General features: G+C 68.2%; 19 protein-coding genes. 10 read left to right on the top strand and 9 right to left on the bottom strand.

Translation table 11 applies throughout. From position 1 onward, the window contains the following. On the top strand, positions 1 to 564 hold the full coding sequence (gene phnN / locus TMO_RS10540; protein ID WP_041606001.1) for a phosphonate metabolism protein/1,5-bisphosphokinase (PRPP-forming) PhnN: 564 nt from the start codon (positions 1 to 3) through the stop codon (positions 562 to 564). 23 nt (positions 565 to 587) lie between these two features. On the opposite strand, the gene TMO_RS29395 is transcribed toward phnN, so the two are convergent. Beyond that, positions 588 to 1,163 carry a DUF805 domain-containing protein gene (locus TMO_RS29395; protein WP_014745610.1) on the bottom strand — a complete coding sequence of 192 codons (576 nt, stop codon included), beginning with the start codon at positions 1,161 to 1,163 and terminating at the stop codon, positions 588 to 590. A 90-nt stretch (positions 1,164 to 1,253) separates the two neighbouring features. Next, positions 1,254 to 1,967 (bottom strand): DUF1045 domain-containing protein, encoded by a 714-nt coding sequence (locus TMO_RS10530; RefSeq protein WP_014745609.1) that lies wholly within the window; start codon positions 1,965 to 1,967, stop codon positions 1,254 to 1,256. Between the two features lie 339 nt (positions 1,968 to 2,306). Between TMO_RS10530 and phnC the strand changes: the two genes are divergently transcribed. The 4 genes from phnC (at position 2,307) to TMO_RS10510 (ending at position 6,226) form a co-directional block, all read left to right on the top strand. Beyond that, a complete protein-coding gene (gene phnC, locus TMO_RS10525) occupies positions 2,307 to 3,161 on the top strand; it encodes a phosphonate ABC transporter ATP-binding protein (RefSeq protein WP_014745608.1) in 855 nt (284 codons plus the stop codon). Between the two features lie 66 nt (positions 3,162 to 3,227). Beyond that, a complete protein-coding gene (gene phnD, locus TMO_RS10520; RefSeq protein ID WP_014745607.1) occupies positions 3,228 to 4,262 on the top strand; it encodes a phosphonate ABC transporter substrate-binding protein in 1,035 nt (344 codons plus the stop codon). Between the two features lie 103 nt (positions 4,263 to 4,365). After that, the gene (phnE, locus tag TMO_RS10515; protein ID WP_014745606.1) at positions 4,366 to 5,172 is read left to right on the top strand and encodes a phosphonate ABC transporter, permease protein PhnE; all 807 of its coding nucleotides are present in this window, start codon (positions 4,366 to 4,368) and stop codon (positions 5,170 to 5,172) included. A 97-nt stretch (positions 5,173 to 5,269) separates the two neighbouring features. Beyond that, a complete protein-coding gene (locus tag TMO_RS10510) occupies positions 5,270 to 6,226 on the top strand; it encodes a D-2-hydroxyacid dehydrogenase family protein (RefSeq protein WP_014745605.1) in 957 nt (318 codons plus the stop codon). A gap of 49 nt (positions 6,227 to 6,275) precedes the next feature. Here the strand turns inward: TMO_RS10510 and TMO_RS31655 are convergent, their stop codons facing one another. Genes TMO_RS31655 through TMO_RS10500 form a run of 3 tightly spaced genes read right to left on the bottom strand, consistent with a single transcriptional unit; the run spans position 6,276 to position 7,857 of the window. Then, complete coding sequence (locus TMO_RS31655) at positions 6,276 to 6,440, bottom strand: hypothetical protein (protein WP_014745604.1); 165 nt, start codon at positions 6,438 to 6,440, stop codon at positions 6,276 to 6,278. Between the two features lie 56 nt (positions 6,441 to 6,496). Continuing rightward, positions 6,497 to 6,985, bottom strand: coding sequence for a PaaI family thioesterase (locus tag TMO_RS10505; protein WP_014745603.1), 489 nt, complete (start codon positions 6,983 to 6,985; stop codon positions 6,497 to 6,499). 56 nt (positions 6,986 to 7,041) lie between these two features. Next, a complete protein-coding gene (locus TMO_RS10500) occupies positions 7,042 to 7,857 on the bottom strand; it encodes an IclR family transcriptional regulator (RefSeq protein WP_014745602.1) in 816 nt (271 codons plus the stop codon). Positions 7,858 to 8,107: 250 nt separating this feature from the next. On the opposite strand from TMO_RS10500, the gene TMO_RS10495 reads away from it, so the two are divergent. Both TMO_RS10495 and TMO_RS10490 read left to right on the top strand, forming a co-directional pair. After that, positions 8,108 to 9,673 carry a 3-hydroxyacyl-CoA dehydrogenase gene (locus TMO_RS10495; protein ID WP_014745601.1) on the top strand — a complete coding sequence of 522 codons (1,566 nt, stop codon included), beginning with the start codon at positions 8,108 to 8,110 and terminating at the stop codon, positions 9,671 to 9,673. Positions 9,674 to 9,709: 36 nt separating this feature from the next. Then, positions 9,710 to 10,921, top strand: a complete 1,212-nt coding sequence (locus tag TMO_RS10490) for a 3-oxoadipyl-CoA thiolase (RefSeq protein WP_014745600.1) — start codon at positions 9,710 to 9,712, stop codon at positions 10,919 to 10,921. A 33-nt stretch (positions 10,922 to 10,954) separates the two neighbouring features. On the opposite strand, the gene TMO_RS10485 is transcribed toward TMO_RS10490, so the two are convergent. From TMO_RS10485 to TMO_RS32160, 3 genes are read right to left on the bottom strand one after another with little or no spacing between them, the layout of a single operon-like run. Continuing rightward, positions 10,955 to 11,161, bottom strand: coding sequence for a hypothetical protein (locus TMO_RS10485; RefSeq protein ID WP_041604909.1), 207 nt, complete (start codon positions 11,159 to 11,161; stop codon positions 10,955 to 10,957). Between the two features lie 56 nt (positions 11,162 to 11,217). Continuing rightward, complete coding sequence (locus TMO_RS32165; RefSeq protein WP_267020229.1) at positions 11,218 to 11,772, bottom strand: MFS transporter; 555 nt, start codon at positions 11,770 to 11,772, stop codon at positions 11,218 to 11,220. Between the two features lie 16 nt (positions 11,773 to 11,788). Further along, positions 11,789 to 12,529: an MFS transporter gene (locus tag TMO_RS32160; protein ID WP_322111251.1), complete on the bottom strand. Its 741-nt coding sequence runs from the start codon at positions 12,527 to 12,529 to the stop codon at positions 11,789 to 11,791. A gap of 376 nt (positions 12,530 to 12,905) precedes the next feature. On the opposite strand from TMO_RS32160, the gene TMO_RS10475 reads away from it, so the two are divergent. Then, positions 12,906 to 14,099 carry an OpgC family protein gene (locus TMO_RS10475; RefSeq protein WP_014745596.1) on the top strand — a complete coding sequence of 398 codons (1,194 nt, stop codon included), beginning with the start codon at positions 12,906 to 12,908 and terminating at the stop codon, positions 14,097 to 14,099. A 2-nt stretch (positions 14,100 to 14,101) separates the two neighbouring features. Then, entirely contained in the window at positions 14,102 to 15,046 is a 945-nt protein-coding gene (locus TMO_RS29380) for an SGNH/GDSL hydrolase family protein (protein ID WP_014745595.1), read from the top strand. Here the strand turns inward: TMO_RS29380 and TMO_RS10465 are convergent. Further along, positions 14,974 to 15,909 (bottom strand): LysR family transcriptional regulator, encoded by a 936-nt coding sequence (locus tag TMO_RS10465; protein ID WP_051045364.1) that lies wholly within the window; start codon positions 15,907 to 15,909, stop codon positions 14,974 to 14,976. The two genes, TMO_RS29380 and TMO_RS10465, sit on opposite strands and share 73 nt — an antisense overlap. Before the next feature lie 243 nt (positions 15,910 to 16,152). On the opposite strand from TMO_RS10465, the gene TMO_RS10460 reads away from it, so the two are divergent. Continuing rightward, positions 16,153 to 18,165 carry an autotransporter assembly complex protein TamA gene (locus TMO_RS10460; RefSeq protein WP_014745594.1) on the top strand — a complete coding sequence of 671 codons (2,013 nt, stop codon included), beginning with the start codon at positions 16,153 to 16,155 and terminating at the stop codon, positions 18,163 to 18,165. The last annotated feature ends 18 nt before the right edge of the window (positions 18,166 to 18,183 follow it).

Here is an 18,183-nt window from a genome sequence, read left to right as displayed (position 1 = left end):
ATGGCTGCGGCCGAAGGTGAGACCGGGGGCCTGCTCTGTCTGGTGGTGGGGCCGTCGGGCGCGGGCAAGGACACGCTGATGGCGCGCGCGCGGGCCGAACTGGCCCCGAGCGGCCGTCATGTCTTCGCCCGGCGGGTGATCACCCGGCCGGCCGATGCCGGGGGCGAGGATCACGAGCCCGAAACTGTTGCCGGTTTCGAAGCCCGGGCGACGGTCGGCGACTTCCTGCTGCACTGGCAGGCCCACGGCCTTTGCTACGGCATCCCGGCGACGGTTGCGGCGGCGCGGCGCAACGGGCTGACGGTGGTCGCCAATGTGTCGCGTGCCGTGCTGGACGATGCCCGGCGGCGGGCGGCGCCGGTCAGGATCGTGGTGGTCGATGCCCCCGATGCGGTGCTGGCCGAACGGCTGGCCGCCCGCGGCCGCGAGACGCCGGAGGACATCCGGCGCCGCCTGGCCCGGGCCCGGGCGGAGATGCCCGCAGGACCTGATGTGGTTGTGGTCGACAATGGCGGCGCGCTGGACGACGCCGTTGCCGCCTTCATCCGCGCGATCGGCGGCTGACGGCGGCCAGCCGCCGGCATGTATCAGTAGCCGGTGTGCAGAGGGTCGGGACCGAACCGGTTCGGTCCCTCGGTGCCGCGCAGGAAGCCGATTTCGACCAGCAGCCAGATCCAGCCGATCAGCGGGATCAGCATGATCAGCTGAAACCAGCCGCTGCGGCCGCGATCATGGCAGCGGCGGGCGCCGATCGCGAGGCTGGGCCAGATTGCCGCCAGAGAGAACAGCCCGCTGAACAACCCGCCCCCGGTTTCGGCATTGTAGGTGCCGAGGCCCACATCGAGCAGGGTCAACAGGATGCTGATCACGAAGACCGGCAGGATCAGATACAGCCAATAGGGTTTGCGGGTGGTGCGGCCACGGAACGAGAAATAGAACGCCCACCACGAGAAGCCGTCCCCGTCCCGGGCGGCGGCCGGCGCCTGCACCGGAAAGATCGCCTGGGCCATCTGGCCCTCGGGATGGAAGTCCACCTGAACACCGGCTTCGGGGCGGATGACGCTTCGCCATTCGGTGCCCGAGAATTCATAGCGCAGGCCGTCTTCGCCTTCGATGGCGCCCGTGCCCGTCCGGCTGTCGAAGCCGATGACCTTGCCCTTCATGGAAATTCTGCCTTCGGATGCGGTAGGGGGATGTCGTGCTTTTGCGCCGTTGTCGTTGACGTGTCAGCATCCCATCCTGCGTCTGCCGCATCAACCGCGGAGCGCGAAGCGGCGGTGGCAAATGAAGGGCGCGCCCGGCTCTGCCTCTACCGCGACCGCGACGGCATCGATGACGAAGGGCCGGGTGGCAAAAGCCGTGGTGGCGCCGGCCAGGGCATCGAACAGCCGGGCAACCGCCGGCTCGTCTTCGGGTAGCCGGCCGGTCAGGGTCATGTGGAAGCGGAAATCCTCCAGCACATGGGGATAGCCCCAGCGGTCCAGCAGCTCGATCTGTCGCGGGCTGAGACGGCTTTTGGCCAGCCGTTTCGCGCGGTCCTCGGTATCGAGCGGCCGGCGCAGATCATTGGTGCCCTCCACGATCCGGGCGGCGAAATCCTGCAGCGCGTCCGAGTGCGCGGCCGGTACCAGCGCCAGGAAATGCGCGATCCGGCGGAGCTGCAGCCCTTGCGGGATCACCACCCGGGGCAGGGCGGCGGCAAGCTCCGCCGCCCGGGCCTCGATCGCGTCCAGATCGACGCCGTCGGCCGGGCGGAAGGGCGCGCGCAGGGTGGCATGAAAGCCATAGCGCCGTGGCTCTGCCGTCACGGTATCAAGGGCAGTGGCGGACCAGGTCTCCGGTACCACCGGGCGCGGCGCCAGGGGGCCGCCATCTGCCGTGCGGCCGAGCCAGGCAGCCCCGAAGGCACCCAGCGGGTCCGAGGTGCCGGGCATGACGTAAAGGGCGGCACGGTACGGTACCGGCATCGGCGCGGATCTCCTGAAGACCAAGGGGCGACATCCCTCCGGATAGATCCGGAATTGCGGATGTGTATCAAGGATTTGTCTAGGGGGCAGGGCCCTCCGGCAGCCCCGTGATGCCATGGGGGCGGCCCTTCATCAATGCTTTACCGCGTCGTCACCGAAACGTCATCGAAGCCGGCTAATCAGATAGCCGACGGGGCCGCGCAATGTGGCCGCCCGGGGTACGGCCGCAGGTGATCTGAACCCGCCTGGCCGGCCTGACCGGGACGTCTCCGACGGGGGTACCCCTGCGCGAGGCGACATTGCCCCCCGATGCAGGACATTCGGAAGGACCGACCGGCGATGACCGACAGCGCCAGCGCACCCGCCATCGAGGTGGCGCGCCTGACCAAGACGTTCCGTGGCCATCGTGCGCTGGACGGCGTGAGCTTCCAGGTCGCCCGGGGCGAAATGGTCGCCCTGATCGGTGCCTCGGGCTCGGGCAAGTCGACGCTGATGCGCCATCTTTCTGGCTTGATCGCCTCAGACCGCACGGAAGGCGGCGAGATCCGCATGCTGGGCGGTTCGGTGCAGAAGAACGGCCGCATTGCCCGCGACATCCGCCGGCGCCGCGCCCGGATCGGCGTGGTCTTCCAGCAGTTCAACCTGGTCGGCCGGCTGACGGTGATCACCAATGTGTTGACCGGCACGCTCGGCAGCCTGCCGCTCTGGCGGGTGATCACAGGGCGCTTCCGTCGCGACGACCGCATGCGGGCGCTGGCAGCGCTGGAGCGTGTCGGCATCGCCGAATGGGCCCATCGCCGGGCCTCGACACTGTCGGGCGGCCAGCAGCAGCGCGCCGCGATCGCCCGCGCTCTGGTCCAGCAGGCCGAGGTGATCATGGCCGACGAGCCGATCGCGTCTCTGGACCCGGAAAGCGCCCGGCGGGTGATGGACACGCTCGCCCGGATCAATGCCGAGGACGGCACCACCGTCGTGGTCTCGCTGCACCAGGTGGATTACGCGCTCCGCTACTGCTCGCGGGTGATCGCGCTGGCCAAGGGCAGGCTGGTCTATGACGGCCCGTCTGCCGCGCTGACCAACGACATGCTCGCCCGTCTCTACGGGACCGAGATCGAGGATATCGGCCTGCCCGTGCGTGACCGCGCCGCGCCGGCCGCTGCCTCTGCTTCTGCGGGGCAGGCGCTGGCGGTCTGACGCCGCGCCCTGCCACCCAGTGCTTCCGCCTCACGCATCCCACGCCCCATGGAAGGCATGCACCCCATGTTCCTGAAGCGTCTGACCCAGGTGGCCGTGGCGGCCGCCATCGCCGTCGGTTCGGCCCTGCCGGCCGCCGCCGCCGAAGACATGAAGATCACCTCGATGAAGGAGATCAACTTCGGCATCATCTCGACCGAGTCGACCCAGAACCTGAAGAGCATGTGGGACCCGTTCCTGGCCGACATGTCGCGCAAGCTGGGCGTCGAGGTGAAGGCCTTCTTCGCGCCTGACTATGCCGGCATCATCCAGGGCATGCGCTTCGACAAGGTCGACGTCGCCTGGTACGGCAACAAGTCGGCGATGGAAGCGGTGGACCGCGCCGGCGGCGAGATCTTCGCCCAGACGGTCGCGGCCGACGGCTCGCCCGGCTACTGGTCGCTGCTGATCACCCAGGCCGACCGCACCGACCTGAACACGGTCGACGACATGCTGGCCAAGGCGAAGGATCTGACCTTCAGCAACGGCGATCCCAACTCGACCTCGGGCTTCCTGGTGCCGAGCTACTACGTCTTCGCCCAGAACAATGTCGATGCCCGCACCGCCTTCAAGCGGACGCTGGCAGCGAACCACGAGACCAATGCGCTGGCGGTTGCCAACGGCCAGGTCGACGTTGCGACCAACAACACCGAGAACATGGCCCGCCTTGAGAAGACCTTCCCCGAGAAGGCCAAGCAGATCAAGGTGATCTGGAAGTCGCCGCTGATCCCGGCCGACCCGATCGTGTGGCGCACCAGCCTGCCGGCCGAGGCCAAGGAGAAGATCGCGAGCTTCTTCCTGACCTATGGTGTCGAAGGCCCGGACGCCGAGAAGGAAAAGGCGGTTCTGCAGGGTCTGACCTGGGCGCCGTTCCGCAAGAGCAGCAACGACCAGCTGATCCCGATCCGTCAGCTGGAGCTGTTCCGCTCGAAGGCGAAGCTCGAGGCCGATACGGCCATGGCCGCCGACGAGAAGGCGAAGAAGATCGCCGAGATCGACGCCCAGCTCGACGCGCTGAACAAGCGCGCCGCCGAGATCGAGAAGGCCGCCAAGGCTTCGTGATCCATCGGCCTCAAACGACCGGCGGCCCCCGCGCCGCCGGTCGTTCTTCATGTCAGACCAGTCTCGACCATCGACGTCGTTTTCTCTGAAAGTTCCGGCCGCCATGACCGATCTTGCCCAGCCCCGCACGCCCGGCATCACGCCGCCGCGCGACCTCAAGGGATCGCTGCTGCGCTACGTCACCTACGGCCTGCTCGCCGCCGTGCTGGTCTGGTCCTGGGACGGCGCCGAGATGCGGCCGCTCGACCTGTTCCGCGATGCCGGCAATATGGGCGTGTTCGGGGCCGAGTTCTTCCCGCCGAATTTCCACCAGTGGCGCTTCTATCTGGACGAGCTGCTGGTCACCATTCAGCTGGCGCTCTGGGGCACGGTTCTGGCGGTTGTTTTTGCCATTCCCTTCGGCATCCTGTCGTCGTCGAACGTGGCGCCGGTCTGGGTGGTGCAGCCGGTGCGGCGGATGATGGATGCGCTGCGCGCCATCAACGAAATGGTCTTCGCCATGCTGTTCGTGGTGGCGGTGGGCCTCGGCCCCTTCGCCGGCGTGCTGGCGCTGTTCGTCCACACCACCGGCGTGCTGGCCAAGCTGTTCTCGGAAGCCGTGGAAGCGATCGACCCGCGGCCGGTGGAGGGCATCCGCGCCACCGGTGCCGGGCCGCTGGCCGAGGTGATCTATGGCGTGATCCCGCAGGTTCTGCCGCTCTGGGTGTCGTATTCGCTCTACCGTTTCGAAAGCAATGTCCGCTCGGCCACGGTGGTCGGCATGGTCGGTGCCGGCGGCATCGGCGTGGTGCTGTGGGAAGCGATCCGCGGCTTCTATTTCGCCGAGACCTGCGCGGTGATGATCATGATCATCGTCATGGTCAGCCTGCTGGATGTGATTTCAAGCCAGCTGCGCAAGCTGTTCATCTGACCGGAACCTTCCGCCCCGATCTCCTGTATCATCCCTGTCGAACCGCCGCCGGCCGGTGCCGCGGCGGTTCGTGGCGTTTGCAGGCAGGAGAAGACCGATGCGGTATCGCTGCGCGATCCTGGACGATTACCACGATGTCGCAACCGGCTTCGCCGACTGGTCGGCGGTGGAAGACCGGGCGGCGCTGACGGTCTTTCATACCGGCTTTGCCGACGAGGAGGCGGTGGTGGCGGCGCTCGCCGGGTTCCACATCGTCTGCGTGATGCGCGAGCGCACGCCCCTGCCGGCACGGGTGCTGGAACGGCTGCCGGATCTGCGCCTGATCGTCACCACCGGCATGCACAATGCCGCGATCGACATGGAGGCGGCCGGGGCACAGGGCATCACGGTCTGCGGCACCGAAGGCCTGGCGGCCCCCACGGTGGAGCTGACCTTCGCGCTGATCCTGGAGGTGATGCGTGGGGCCGGCGCCGAAAGCGCCCGCATGAAGGCGGGGCAGCCCTGGCAGACGGTGATGGGACGGGGGCTGGAGGGCAAGACCCTGGGCGTGCTGGGCCTTGGCCGGCTGGGCGGACGGGTGGCAGAGGTGGCGCAGGCCTTCGGCATGAAGGTCGTGGCCTGGAGCCCCAATCTGACCGATACCCGCTGCCGGGAGGTGGGGGCCCGACGCGTCTCGAAAGAGGATCTGCTGGCGACGGCGGATATCGTCACCATCCATCTGAAACTGGGCGACCGGTCGCGCGGGCTGATCGATGCGGCGGCGCTCAGGATGATGAAACCGGGGGCGGTGCTGATCAACACCTCGCGCGGGCCGATCGTCGACGAGGCGGCGCTGATCGACGCCCTGTCGACCGGCCGCCTGGCCGGCGCGGGCCTCGATGTCTACGACCGGGAACCGCTGCCCGCCGACCACCCGTTCCGGCAACTGCCGACGGTGGTGGTCTCCCCGCATCTGGGCTATGTGACGGCCGAAAACTTCCGCATCTTCTATCGCCAGACCGCCGAGGCGGTGGCCGCCTGGCTGGATGGGGCGCCGGTCAGACGGATCGTCTGAGCAGGGATGACAGATATGCAGGGAAATATTCAGGTATGCATAGAAATACTCAGGCCCTGCGAGCAGCCAGTGCTTCCCGGAGCAGCACCGCGAAATGACGATCGAGGTCTTCTTCGTCAAGATCTGGCCGAGGGTCGGCATCGGCCTCGGCGATCTTGCGGCGAAGAACGTCTAAGTCGAGCATATCAAGGCCCAACGGGTCGACGTTTTGCATGAGAGCCTCCATCTCCGGCGCATCGTAGCAGAAGATGGGGTGCGTGCCATCGAAGGTCAGCCCCGCGGCACGCCTTCGAGCGATTCGCTGCCGCCGCGATAGCGGAAGGTGCCCTGGGCCGAGGCGATGAGCGCGCCGGTCTCGTCGGTGACTTCGCCCGTGACCATGAAGATCTTGCGGCCGCCGCCCATCACCCGGCCGCGGGCGGTGAGGTGCCTGCCGCGGGTCTGGGAGATGAAGCCGATGGTGAGCGACAGGGTGACGCAATAGCGCGCCCGCGTGGGGTCGGGGCAGTAATTGCCGGCATAGCCGCAGGCGCTGTCGAGCATCGAGGCGATCACCCCGCCATGGGGCACGCCGGCACGGTTCAGGTGCTGGGGGCCAAGCTCGATCGAGACCTCGGCGTAATCGGGCTGCCAGCGGACCAGCTTTGTGCCGATCAGACCATTGTAGGCGCCCGGCGGTTCACCCTCGGCCAGGATTGCGGCCAGTTCCACCGCATCGGGCGGGGAGGCGGGCGAGACGATGGTGGGGCGTCCGGTCATGTCGGGTCTGCAACTCCTGGGGGCGTCGGTCCTGGGGGGGGCGTCGGTCGTGGCGGTCAGCGGCGGACCAGCGAGGCTTCGATCTGCTGGGCGATGCGCACCAGACGGGGGCCGATATCCTTCTCGATCCGCTCGCGATGGACGATGAAACTGGGGCCGCCGCAATTGATCGCCATCAGCCCGCCCGAGGGCCGGCGCAGCGGCACGCCCACGGCATTGACGCCGGTGGTCCATTCGCCGATCGAGGTGCAGAAGCCGCGGGCATTCACCTCGTCCAGCGCCTGTATGATGCCTTCCTTGATCTTGGGCCATTCGGCGCCGGAACGGCGCTGGATGTGTTCCATCAGGAAGCCGCGCTCCTGTTCGGGCAGGCCGGCGAGGAAGGCGCGGCCGATGGCGCTGGTCGCAATCGGGATCCGCGAGCCCACGTCGAGGCGCAGCGTGACCGCGGTATCGGCCCGGCAGCATTCGACATAAAGCACGTTCAGCCGGTCACGGTCGCCCAAGGCTGCCGACACGCCGGAATAGTCAGCGATCTCCTGCAGCAGGGGACGTGCGATGTCGCGCACCGTCAGCCCGGCCAGCATGCTGTAGCCCAGCGTCAGCACCGCTGAGCCCAGGCGATACTTGCCGATCCGCTCGTTATAAGAGAGATAGCCCAGCCTGGTCAGCGTATAGGTGAGCCGCGAGACCGTGGGCTTCGGCAGGCCGGTGATCTCGGCCAGTTCCTGATTGCCCATGGGCTGGTTGCCGACGCGGAAGGCGCGCAGCACCTCGAGCCCGCGGGCCAATGCCGTCACGAAATTCCGATCGCGTGCGGCTTCTTCCGGGTCGAGCTCTGCAATGGGCTCGATCTCGGCACGTTTGCGCATGCCTGTACTCCCAACTTCCTCCCCTGGGGCGCTTCCGATCGTCTGCCGGAATTCATACCCCGCCGCTCCGTCGTTTACCCGTGAAAATTGTCCGGACGAGGCTCGGCCTCGGGCAAATTCCGCGGATGCGCATGCTGATGGATTGCGGTTGCAGGCCAATCTGACACTGCCTAACCTCCCCGTCAACGCGATGGAATATGAGTCCGCCCTGCGGAAATCGCATGGCGGCGCCTGCCGGAGGACCCCGCCCGTGACCGATTTCGCTGCCCGAACCGAGACTTCCGCCCCCCGACGGATCGATATCGCCGGGGTGATCGGCACCGGATCCATGGGCCGCGGCATCGCCCAGGTTCTGGCCGAAGCCGGGGTCGAGGTCCGCCTGGCCGATGCGAAGCCGGGCGCAGCCGATGCGGCGCGTGGCTTCATCGCCGACATGCTGGCACGCAAGGCCTCAAAGGGCCAGTGTGACCAGTATCACATCGACGCAACCCTGGGTCGGCTGAAGGTTGTGGAGGCCGCTCCGACCTCGTTCGCAGGCGCCGATCTGGTGGTCGAGGCGATCGTCGAGGCGCTGGAGGTCAAGCGCACGCTGTTCCGTGATCTGGAACCGGCGGTGGGGCCGGGCTGCATCCTGGCCTCCAACACCTCGTCGCTGTCGGTGACCGCGATCGCGGCGGCCTGCGCGGCGCCCGAGCGTGTCGCGGGCTTCCATTTCTTCAATCCCGTGCCGCTGATGAAGATCGTCGAGGTGGTGGCGGGGGCCCGCACCGCCCCCTGGGTGACCGCGGCCCTGACCGATCTGGCCGGCCGCACCGGCCATCTGCCGGCCAATGTCACCGACAGCCCCGGCTTTCTGGTCAATCATGCCGGTCGCGGTTTCGGGGTGGAGGCGCTGCGCATCCTGCAGGACGGGGTGGCGCGGCCGGTGGATATCGACCGGATCATGCGCGACGCGGCCGGGTTCCGCATGGGGCCGTTCGAGCTGTTCGATCTGGTCGGGCTCGACGTCTCGCAGCCGGTGATGGAATCGATCTACGACCAGTTCTTTCAGGAGCCGCGCTTCCGCCCGTCGCCGATCGGCCGCAACCGGATGGAGTCCGGGCTGCTGGGGCGGAAATCCGGCGCCGGCTTCTATACTTATGAGAACGGGCGCGCGCGGATCGAGCCGGACCCCGAGCCCGACCCGCTGGCTGGCCGCGCGGTCGACGGGCCGGTCTGGGTGGGGCCTGCCGCCGATCCGGCCTGGCGGGCGGCGGCGCAGGAGCTGGTGGCGCGGGCCGGCATGGTGGTGGATGCGGGCGACCGGCCGGGCGAGGGCGCGATCGCCCTGCTGCTGCCGCTTGGAACCGACTGCACCACGGCGGCGCTGGAGGCGGGGGTCGATTCGGCCCGGGCGCTGGCGATCGACCCGCTGTTCGGCTTCGAGCGGCGGCTGACCCTGATGACCTCGCCCGCCACCGATCCGGCGCTCGCCGCCGGCATGGCGGTGCGGCTGGAGCAGGGCGGTGTGCCGGTGACGCGGATCCGCGACAGCGCCGGTTTCGTCGCCCAGCGCATCGCCGCCCAGATCGTGAATGTCGGCTGCGAGATCGCCCAGATGCGCATCGCCGCCCCGGCCGACATCGATCCGGCCGTAGAGTTGGGCCTCGGCTATCCCAAGGGGCCGCTGCGCCTGGGCGATAGCCTGGGGGCTGCCCATGTGCTGACGGTGCTGGAGGGGCTGCTGGCGGCGACCGGCGATCCGCGCTACCGGCCCAGCCCCTGGCTGTCGCGCCGCGCCCGCCTGGGCCTGCCGCTGACCCGCGACGAAGCCTGAGACAAGACCAGAGAAAAGCCCGGAGGAACCGTTCCCATGTCCGCCACCACCGACGCCTTCATCTTCGACGGCCTGCGCAGCGCCTTCGGCCGCCAGGGCGGCGTGCTGTCGCGCATCCGCCCCGACGACCTGCTGGGCCAGGTGATCCGGGCGCTGATGGCAAAGACCGGCGTCGATCCGACCGCGATCGAGGATGTGCTTGCCGGCTGTGCCTGCCAGGCGGGCGAGGATGCCCGCAACGTCGCCCGCCATGGCGCGCTGATGGGCGGCCTGCCGGTGGAGGTGGCGGCACAGACCGTCAACCGGCTTTGCGGCAGCGGCATGGCGGCGGTGATCGATGCGTCGCGTGCCATCCGCCTGGGCGATGGCGAGCTGATGATCGCGGGCGGCGTGGAAAGCATGACCCGCGCGCCTTTCGTGGTCGCCAAATCGGAACAGGCCTTTGGCCGCGATTTCAAGGTCTATGACAGCGCCATCGGCGCCCGCTTCCCGAACCCGAAGGTGATCGCGGCCTATGGCGGCGACACCATGCCCGAGACCGCCGACAACATCGCCCGCGACCTGGCCATCGGCCGCGAGGAGAGCGACGCCTTTGCGGCGCGGTCGCAGGCGAGCTATGAAGCGGCGCGCGCGGCCGGCTTCTTCGAGGGCGAGATCACGGCCGTCACCGTCGACCAGGGCCGCAAGGCGCCGGCGCTGGAGGTGACGGCCGACGAGCATCCGCGACCCGACAGCACCCTGGCGGCGCTGACGAAGCTTCGGCCGCTGGCGGCCGATGGCGTGGTGACGGCGGGTAATGCCTCGGGCATCAATGACGGTGCGGCAGCACTGCTGCTGGGCACCGAAGCGGCCGGTGCCCGTTTCGGCCTGAAGCCCCGGGCGCGGATCGTGGCGGCGGCGGTGGCCGGGGTGGAGCCCCGGGTGATGGGGCTGGGTCCGGTGCCGGCGGCACGCAAGGCACTGGCCCGCGCCGGGCTCTCGCTTGCCGATATGGATGTGATCGAAATCAACGAGGCCTTCGCGACCCAGGTGCTGGGCTGCCTGAAGCAGCTGGATCTGGCCTATGACGATGCCCGCGTGAACCCCAATGGCGGTGCGATCGCCGTCGGCCATCCGCTGGGGGCTTCGGGCGCGCGGATCACGCTGACGGCGCTGCGCGAACTGGAGCGTCGCGGCGGGCGCTACGCCCTGGTGTCGATGTGCATCGGCATCGGCCAGGGCATCGCGCTGATTGTCGAGAAGGTCTGATCAAGGAATGGGGGCCGGGCCTGGTCTTGCGGCTCAGCCGCAGAGCAGGCCCACCCAGTCCATGGAGATGACGCCAGAATAGCGGCCCCAGCCGTAGAGGGCGGCCCCGAGCACGAGGCCGATGCCGATCGCGGCGGCGTGAATGGTCCAGGCTGGCAAAGGCCGGTCGCCGTCGGTTGCTTCGTCCTCTGCCGCTTCGTGCCTCATATGCATCCGGTCGACGGGCAGCATTTCGCTCATCACGTTCGCCTCCGTAACGGGATATCCGGAAAGTATAGCCCGGATCGCCGCCCCGCTCACGCGGCTTTCGGCTGCCGGACCACCGGCCGATCGGAAATCGGCAGGTGCATCAGGGCTGCAATCGCCGAGATGACGGCCATCGCCGCCCAGACCGCATCGTAAGAGCCGAGCAGGTCGTAGGCATAGCCGCCGCCCCAGGCGCCGAGGAAGGCGCCGACCTGATGCGACAGGAAGACCACGCCATAAAGGGTTGAAAGGTAACGCGGTCCGAAGATCCGCGCCACCATGCCGCTGGTGAGTGGAATGGTGCCGAGCCAGGTGAAGCCGAAGAGCGCGGCGAAGGCCAGGATCAGCGGTGCCGAGGGCGGCAGAACGACCACCGCCAGAACGAAGATCGTGCGGAGCGCGTAGATGGCGACCAGCATGTTGCGGCCGCGGAAGCGGGCGCCCAGGCTGCCCAGCACATAGGCGCCGACGATGTTGCAGGCCCCGATCAGCCCCAGCGCCCAGGCCGCCACCCAGCCGGGGATGCCGACATCGCCGACATAGGCCGGCAGGTGCACGCCGATGAAGGTGATCTGAAAGCCGCAGACCCCGAAGCCGAGTGCCAGCAGCCAGAAGCTGCCGCTATGGGCGGCTTCGTGAAGCGCCTGGCCCAGCGTGTCGGCACCGGACGGGGCGGGCAGGGGCCGGCGCGGCCCCGGCGGTGCCCTGCGGTCTGCGCCGGCGTGCCCCGTCGAGCGCGAAGCCGAAGGCGGCCATGGCACTGGCGGCGATGGCGAGCAGCAGGATCGCATCCCGCCAGCCGAAGGCGTCGAGCATGGCATATGCCCCGGGGACCACCGCGAACATGCCGAAAGAGCCGCCGGCCGTGACCAGGGCGAAGCATTGCGGCCGCCGCGCTTCGGGCACGGCCCGGCCGACCGCCCCCAGCACCACCACGAAACTGGTGCCGGCGAGGCCGAAGCCCACAGCCACGCCCAGCGTGACCATCAGCCCGGTGGGGGAACCGGTCGAGGCGGCGAGCACCAGCCCCGCCACATAGGCGGCGGTGCCCGCCAGCACCACGCGCGAGGGGCCGAAACGGTCGGCGATCATGCCGATGAAGGGCTGCATCAGCCCGAAGAGCAGGTTCTGCACGGCGATCGCAAAGCCGAAGACCTCGCGACCGATGCCGAGTTCGGCGACGACGGGGGTAAGGAAGACGCCGAATGCCTGGCGCACGCCCATCGAAATGGTCACGACCACGGCGGCCGCAATGAGCACGAGGCGGGCTGTCCGGTCGAGCCCGGGACGTGTGTCGCGTATCCGAGGTGACTGGGGCGGCTGGCCGATGGCGGACGGGGCGGCACTCGGATCCTGGCTCATGGGCATCTCACGCGTAAATATGCTTATAAACCATCGTAAAGGTTGTGTTTTGGCTGGAAGAAAAATCCCGCCACAACGCCCCGGGAAGGGCGGTGTGGCGGGTAAAGTCAACCATACCGGGAACACAGGTAGATCATAATGTCGGATCTGATCATGACGCCAATGCATAATAGACATAATGATCATTACCGGATCGTGGCAGCTCCACCTGTAGTGGTGGCACGTGGGCCGATGGGAGAATGGTCACGGCCGCCACGGACCTGCCCCGCTTTTGACGCGGGGGATCCACATTATGCCCCTGTACCGGTTGAAGCCTGGTGCGTTGCAATGGTGTTGCTGGTAAAGCAGCGGGCCACCTTCACCAAGGACAAAACCGATGGACGCGACACGGCGCGGCCGGCTGAACGAGATCGATACGGTACGGGGCCTTGCCCTGGCCATGATCTTCATCGATCACGTGCCGGGAAACCCTTTGGAAAACATCACGATCCGTAACTTCGGATTCGCGGATGCGACCGAAATCTTCGTCTTCCTGGCAGGGTTGGCGGCGGCGCTCGCCTATTTCCGCAAGTTCACCGCCGACCGGCCCTGGCTGGCCAGCGCCAAGGCGGCAAAGCGCGGTTTCGACCTCTATCTGGTCCATGTCTTCTGCATCGCCGTAGTGGCGGCGCTGGTGGCCTGGATGGCCGGCGCCACCGCCGATCCGGAGCTGTATTCCTGGATCAATCTGGGCCCGATCTTCAATGACCCCGCCGCCGGCCTGATGGGGGTGGTGACGCTGGGCCATCAGCCCGGCTACTTCAATATCCTGCCGATGTATATCTGCTTCATGCTGGCCCTGCCGGTGATGATGCTGATCGCACGGGCGAGCGTCGGCGCCATGCTCGTGGCCTCGGCCACGGTCTGGGTGGTCGCCAACATGACCGGCATGAACGCCCCGCAATGGCCGAACGGCGGCGGCTGGTTCTTCAACCCGCTGGCCTGGCAGTTCGTCTTCGCGATCGGTTTCGTGGTCGGTGCCGGCATCCTGGGCCGGGCGCAGGTGGTGCCCTACCGGGCCTGGGCCTGGTGGCTGGCGGCAGCCTATCTGGTGCTGGCGCTGGTGATGAAGCTCGTGGCCTTCTATCCCGCGCGCGACATGCTGCCGATCCCCTTCTTCCTTTATGGTCAGGACAAGACCTTCGTCACCCTGCCGCGCATCCTGCATCTGCTGGCTCTGGTCTATGTCGTCGCCTATTCGCCGGCCGGCCGCTGGCTGCGGGATCTGGGGGCCAACAACCCCTTCGCGGTGATGGGGCGCCAGGGTCTGGCGGTCTTTGCCACCGGCTCTCTGCTGGCGGTGGCGGCGCAGCTGGTCCGGGTTCCGCTGGGTGGTGGCGTGGTTCTCGATGTGGTACTGGTGTCTGCCGGTCTCGTCATTCTCGTCCTGCTTGCCGGGGGCCTCGAATGGTTGAAGCGCAGCACTACCCAGACGCCCGCTCGTACGACCGTGACTCCTGCCCGCACCGCGCCCGCGGCGCCGTCCGCAGCCGTCCCGCCGGCCAAGGCCTTCGGTCCCGTCCGCGCCTGATCATGACCCGCCTGCTGCACCACGTTCTTCGCCCGCTGGCCGTTACCGCCGCCATGCTCCTGCCGGGGCTGGCGGCGGTGCCGCCTGCGGCACTGGCTGCCGAGGCAGCGGTGACACCGAAGCGGGCGCCGGAACAGGATGCCGGCAGCTTCGGCCTTGCCCTCGATACCAGCATCGATGGCGTCTGCCGTGTGCCGGAAGACGGCCCGGATCTGGCGGGCGATCTGCCGGTGACGGATGAGAAACTGGAAGAGGGCCGGCCGCTGGTGGTGCTGGCCATCGGATCCTCGTCCACCCAGGGCTATGGCGCGCCGCGGCCCGAGGCGAGCTATCCCTTCCGGCTGGAGCGCGACCTGGCCCGCCGTTACCCCGAGAGCCGCATCCGGGTGATCAATGCCGGTGTGGGCGGCGAAATCGCCGCCGATCAGCTGACGCGGCTGGACGAGCTGCTGGCCGAAAACGATCCCGATCTCGTCATCTGGCAGGCCGGTACCAATGACGCGCTGCGTGCGGTCGACCGTGCCCGGTTCACCGATCAGCTGCGCGAGGGGCTGGAGATGATCCGCGAGAGCGGAGCCGATGCACTGCTGATGGATCTGCAGCTCTATCCCGGTGCGAAGGATCCCGGGACCTATGCCGCCTTCGTCACCCTGATGCATCAGGTGGCGGAGGAGACCCATACGCCGATCTACAGCCGCTATGCGCTGATGACCGCCTGGGAAGAAGACCGCGCGCATCCGACCCCGGACCTGCTGTTCACCGACCGCTTCCATCTGAACGCGTTGGGCTATGCCTGCATCTCCCGCGCGCTGGCTGCGGCGATTGCCCATACGGTGGATGAAGACGAGGCGGCACCGGCAGGTCCCGGCCGGGTTCAGACGGCGGCGACGGCGACGGCCGGGGCTGCGGCGGGGGCCCAGAGGGCGGCGAGCGAACCTGCCAGATGATCGATGGCGGGGGTGAGCCGACCGGCGAGGGATGAGCGCAGCACCCAGACCGCCAGGGAGAGGTCCAGCCCCCGCACCTCGATCCGCCGCAGGTCACCGGCCTGGGCGCTCTGCATCACCCGGCGGGCCGGCACCAGCCCGAACCCGACACCCCGAGCGATCAGCGACAGCTGGATATCTGGTCCCAGAACTTCGGCCGCAACCTCCAGTCGTGCCCCCATACGGTCCAGCAAACGCTGCACCACCATGTGATAGCCGCAGCCTTCGGGGTTGAGCACCCAGCTTGCGCGAGCCAGCTCTTCGGGCGCGATCGGACCAGAGGAGGTTTCGTCACATGCGGAGCCCACGATCCAGACCGGTTCGGAGCCGACCCGCACCCCTTCGATATCCTGTGGGGGGTGCTCGTTGGGATCGATCAGGACAACGGCAGCGTCCAGGCGACCATCACGGACCTGATCGATCAATTCCCCGGTCCAGCCGCTGCCGATCTGCAGGGCGACCAGCGGGAAAGCCGCGCGCAGCTCGTCGATCGGCCGGGTGACGGCCAGATCGACCACGCCATGGGCAAAGCCGAGGCGGAGCCGTCCGGCGGTGGCGCCCTCGGCCATGCCCATCGCCTTCAGATCTTCCACCGCACTCAGCACACGGCGGCAATGCTCCATCGCATCGCGACCGGCGGCGGTCAGCGTCGGCGGTTTGCTGCGCCGGTCGAGCAGAATCAACCCCAGCTCCGCTTCCAGCCGCTGGATCTGCCGGGTGACGGCCGGCTGTGTCAGATGCATGCGACGGGCGGCGCCGTTGATTGACCCCGCCTCGGCGACCGCGAGGAACGTTTCGATCTCGCTGAGCTTGATGCCAAGCATCGTGGATGATCCTCCGGACAGGTGAACGGCTCATTTCTGCGGTGAGCGCATGAGATGATCGTTGCGCGCGATATGTGGTCGCGTCAATGCCACTTGCGCGCCGGGCCCGCCCCTGATCGGGCCGGTTCCAAAATTCGTCACGGCACGAAGGGGGAGCCCGGCTTGCCGTCCGGGGGCGGGGATCGTTAAGGTGAAGCGGCGCCCGTCGCGCATGATGCAGCTTGATCCGGAGGCCTCTCACAGGTGCCATGTCGCAAGATCGGCCCGTCCCACACTTCCCGTCTTCCGCTGGTTCCGGCGCTGTTTGCCGCAGCCCTGCTCGGTGGATGCGGGACCGTCAATGATGTCGGCCGCAGCCTTGGTCTGGTGGATGAGGAACCGGTGGCCGAAAGCGGTGAGCCGCTTTTCGCGACCGTGGGCGGGGTGACCTACACGACGCAGATCACCGTCGAGGGGCTGGATCCGGAAGAGGCGGCCGAACAGCAGCGCCTGGCCGAGGCCCGGGCCGAGAAGCGGGCGCGGGAGGAGAAGGAGGGGGCGACCGGCAGTGTTACCGGCAGCCAGCCGCAGGTAGACGAGTTGGCCGATGCGCCGCTGGACGAGCTGTTCGACAGCCTGTCGGAGCTGCGCCGGCTGGAGGACCGCCCGCCGCCGAGCCTGGCGGCGCTGCGCCGCCGCGGGCAGGGCGATGTCGAGCTGTTCCAGAAGGCCCTGCGCTCCCGCGGTTATTTCGACGGCGAGGTGCGCCTGCGCATCGATCGCGATGCCGAGCCGCCGGCGGCGCAGATCACGGTGCGCCCGGGGCCACGCTACAAGCTGGCCGGCTGGACGGTCGACTGGGCGGCCGGTCAGCCGCCGCTGGTCGATGCCGAAAAGATGACGCCCAAGGCGCTGGGCCTGCCGATGGGGGCGGCCGCCGAGGCTGCGGAAATCGTGGCCGGCGAGCGCCACCTGCTGACGACGCTGGGCGCCAACGGCTATCCCTTCGCCCGCCAGACCGGCCGCCGCGCGGTCGTCGACCATGACACCCGCAGCATGGCGGTGACGGTCGACATCGACAGCGGCCCCTTCACCCGCTTCGGCGATACCAGCGTCGAGGGGCTGGAAGACGTGCTGGCGACGGTTGTGGAGGGCAAGCGCCCCTGGCAGCCCGGCGACACCTATGATGTCGGCAAGATCGAAAGCTTCCGCGCCGACCTGCTGGCCACGGGGCTGTTCTCCTCGGCCGTGATCGAGACGCCCGAGACCCCGCCGGCCGACGGCAGCATGCCGGTGAAACTGACGGTGGTCGAAGGTCCCCCGCGGAGCATCGGTGCCGGCGTGCGTTATTCGACGACGGTCGGGCCGGAACTGCGTGCCTTCTGGGAGCATCGCAACCTGACCGGTCGTGGCGACAAGCTGCGCACCGAACTCGACATTTCGCCGGTGCTTCAGGAACTGGACGTGAACTACAAGCGGCCGCACCCGCGCGAGGACCGGTTCAATTTCGGTACCGTCAAGCTGATCAACGAAGACACCGACGCGTTCCAGCAGAGCGGTATCGAGACCCGTTTCGGCCAGGAACGGGCGCTGGGCGACGGCTGGCGCGGCTCGCTGGCGCTCGCCCCCGAATACAAGATCCTCGACGACGAGAAGGGCGAGCGGACCAGTTATCTGCTGGGCATGCCGGTAACCCTGTCGCGCGATGCCTCGGACAGCCTGCTGGACCCGCGGCGCGGCTATCGCATCTCGGGCGAGGTGATCCCCTATACCGGCGCGATCGAGGGAGCGGCGATCAGCTTCCTCAGGGCCGAACTCAACGGCTCGATCTATGTGCCGCTGGACGAGCTGGGGCGCTGGGTGCTGGCCGGCCGCGGCCGGATCGGCTCCGTCGCCGGTGCCGCAACGGCAACGCTGCCGGCGGACAAGCGCTTCTATGCCGGTGGCGGCGGGTCGGTGCGCGGTTACGGCTATCGCATGCTGGGGCCGCTGGACGGTGATGGCGACCCGCTGGGTGGCCGGTCGGTGGCGGAAGCCGGGGTCGAACTGCGCATGCCGGTGACCCAGGACATTTCCGTCGTGCCCTTCATCGAAGCCGGTCAGATCTCGGAAGAGCCCTGGCCGGATCTGTCCACCAATCTGCGGACCGGCGCCGGGCTGGGTCTGCGCTATTACACGCCGCTCGGTCCGTTCCGCTTCGATGTGGCCTTGCCGCTCGACCGCCGGGATGCCGACGACCCCTATCAGATCTATATCAGCCTTGGACAGGCATTCTGACCGACCGGTGACCCGGAT

It is taken from the genome of Tistrella mobilis KA081020-065 (genome assembly GCF_000264455.2).
Lineage (GTDB): Bacteria > Pseudomonadota > Alphaproteobacteria > Tistrellales > Tistrellaceae > Tistrella > Tistrella mobilis.
Note: the sequence above shows the minus strand (reverse complement) of the source record. Positions and strands in the feature narration are given on the sequence as shown.